Origin of the sequence: Rhodopirellula sp. UBA1907, from assembly GCF_002337565.1 — a bacterium.
In the GTDB taxonomy this organism is placed as follows: Bacteria; Planctomycetota; Planctomycetia; order Pirellulales; family Pirellulaceae; genus Rhodopirellula; species Rhodopirellula europaea.
The window spans coordinates 14191-16895 of the sequence record NZ_DDGH01000089.1; the positions used below are offsets into that span (position 1 = coordinate 14191).

General features: G+C 58.7%; 2 protein-coding genes. One reads left to right on the forward strand and one right to left on the reverse strand.

Translation table 11 applies throughout. The features are described 5' to 3' along the window. Positions 1-17: 17 nt before the first annotated feature. Positions 18-1310 carry a nucleotide pyrophosphatase/phosphodiesterase family protein gene (locus B2R17_RS19385; protein ID WP_286765268.1) on the reverse strand — a complete coding sequence of 431 codons (1293 nt, stop codon included), beginning with the start codon at positions 1308-1310 and terminating at the stop codon, positions 18-20. A 153-nt stretch (positions 1311-1463) separates the two neighbouring features. Between B2R17_RS19385 and B2R17_RS19390 the strand changes: the two genes are divergently transcribed. Next, on the forward strand, positions 1464-2705 hold a 1242-nt coding region (locus tag B2R17_RS19390; protein WP_286765269.1), incomplete at its 3' end, for an alanine/glycine:cation symporter family protein.

Sequence of the window (2705 nt, forward strand, 5' to 3'; positions counted from 1 at the left end):
AGTCTTGGCGACTTCCGCTACGAGGAGCTAGGAGCTAGGAGCTGCTCGACGTAGCTTGGAAAGTCTTGCATGTTTTCAGGGGGCTCGCCGGGGCCGATGACCAGTGGGCCGTCGCTGTGGTCTGTCGGGAGGACGCCGTGGCTGCCGCGGACCAGTGTTGGATCCAGCGGGATCACGTCCATTTTGTAACGGAGGCCGGCTTTCTTTTGAGCCAACCGCGCCGCCGCGCGAAGTTTACTGGTCATGAACAGTTCGCACGGGTCGTAACCAGGCTTGCGATGGATGTCGACGGTTGGAGCGAAGTCCGGCGCGTTGGCATCATCGAGCCAGTAGTAGTACGTGAACCAGGCGTTTGGTTCTGCCAGAGCGATCAGCTCGCCGCTTCGTGGGTGATCCAGTTGCAGTTCGCCGGGATCAACGACCGACGCGATGCCGGGGGTTTCTTCCAGCGTTTTGCGAACGGTGGGGATCAGCTCGGGGCGGCGGACGTAGACGTGGGCTAGTTGGTGATCCGCAACTGCGAAGGCATCGCTTTCGCCTGGCAACATGATTTCGCCGAATGGGCCGCGACGGACCTTCAGCCAGTCGTTGCGTCGGAGGACTTGGTTGATGCCGACGGGCGTGTCGACGGGGACCAAGCCGTACTCGCTGACCACCACGACTCGAGCACCAATTTCGCCGGCGGCCTCGATGACTTTGGCCGCGGCCGCGTCGACCTCCGCCACTCGGGCTGGATCGTGATCGGGAAGTCGTTGAAAGTCGTAATCCAGGTGAGGCAAGTAGCACAGCGTCAGTTGCGGTTGCTTCTCTCGCATCACCAAGGCGGTGGCTTTCGCGATCCAGTCGCTCGAAGCGATGCCGGCGGCGGGGCCCCAGAAACCGAAGAACGGGAATGGGCCGAGCTTCTCGGTGAGGTTGCAGCCTGACCAATCCAGGATGTCGAAGACTTTGCTGCCGTCGCATCCATAGTGCGGTTTGGGAGTGGCCCCGTACTTGGCTGTGGTGGATTGGTTGAACCACCAAAACATTTTGGCGGTTTCGTAGCGGTCGTAAAAAACGTCGCCTTGGACCAGCGTGCGGGCTTGCTGCCAGAAGCGGGTTTCCTGGGTGTCGCGATACAGCCACCCGTTGCCGACGATGCCATGGTCTCGCGGGGCCAATCCGGTCAGCATCGTCGCTTGGCTGGTGCAAGTCACCGCCGGGACCGGGCTGGTCCAAGGCCGGTGATTTCCCATTGCAGCCAGGTTGGGTGCGTGACGAAGCAGTTTTGGAGTCAGTCCGACGACGTTCAGAATGCAGAGTTTTGTCACGTAAGGCTACTTTTTTGCGAGTTCAGCCGCTTTCGAGTGTTTCTTGGCACATCCCTGGTGACAAACCCCCGACGCGTTTGCGAAGGATTCACTATCCTATGGCCCATCTCCCCTTCATTTTGGTTCGAATCAGTCCTTCGTACAGGAGTCTTCATGTTGTTGTCAAAGCTCGCTCGTTTCAGCTTGCTAAGAATCGTCACCTTGGTTGTTGTCCTTTTCGGGACGGGGGGAGTGGCTGCATTCGCGCAAGAAGAAGTGGCTCAGGTGGAGGTGACGGAGGAACCGGTTGCTGAAGAATCGGCTGATGAACCGGCGTTGGGGCTGGACCAGCAGGTCGATAAGTTATTCAGGCCAGTAGCTGACGCCTGGGGGTCGGTTGTTTTCTTCAGCGTGGAGCTGCCTGGCGTTGGGCCGCTGCCGTTGGTGTTGATCTTGCTGGTCGGTGGAGCGTTGTTCTTCACGATCGCATTTGGGTTCGTCAACTTGAGGTTATTTCCTTTGGCCATCGAGGTGGTCAGCGGGAAATTCGACGAAATAGAGAAACAAGGCCAAGACATCCCGAAGGGAGTCGAGGTCATGGAGGTCGACGGTGACTTGGTCGACACCATTCGCGACGAGGGCGAAGGCGAAGTTTCACACTTCCAGGCTCTCGCGACCGCGGTTTCGGGAACGGTTGGTTTGGGCAACATTGCTGGGGTCGCCGTCGCGGTTGCCGCTGGTGGTCCCGGGGCAACGTTTTGGATGGTTGTCTGCGGTTTGCTGGGTATGTCGACCAAGTTTGTTGAATGCACGTTGGGTGTGAAGTACCGCGATGTGGATGCCAATGGCGTGGTCCACGGCGGGCCGATGTATTACCTCAAGAAAGGCCTCGCCGAGCGTGGGTTGGCGCCCGTTGGAAAAGTCCTGGGTGTGCTCTTCGCGATTTTCTGCGTGGGTGGATCGTTTGGCGGAGGCAACGCGTTTCAGTCCAACCAAGCCGCTCAGCAAATCAAGTCCTTGTTGGGGCTTCCTGACACGGGGTCATCAGGGACGATCATCGGTTTGGTGATGGCGGTTTTGGTCGCGATTGTGATCATCGGTGGCATCAAGCGAATTGCGAAAGTCACGGAGAAGGTCGTGCCGCTGATGGCATTGATGTACGTGATTGCCGCTCTCGGAATCATCTTGATGCACATTCAAAGCGTCCCTTGGGCGATTGGGCAGGTCGTTTCAGGTGCGTTCTCGTTGGAGGCTGGCTTTGGTGGTTTGCTGGGTGTGATGGTGCAAGGTTTCCGTCGAGCTGCGTTTTCGAACGAAGCCGGAGCGGGTTCCGCCGCCATCGCTCACTCGGCCGTGAAGACGCGCTTTCCCGCTTCCGAAGGAATCGTTGCGTTGCTGGAGCCGTTCATCGATACG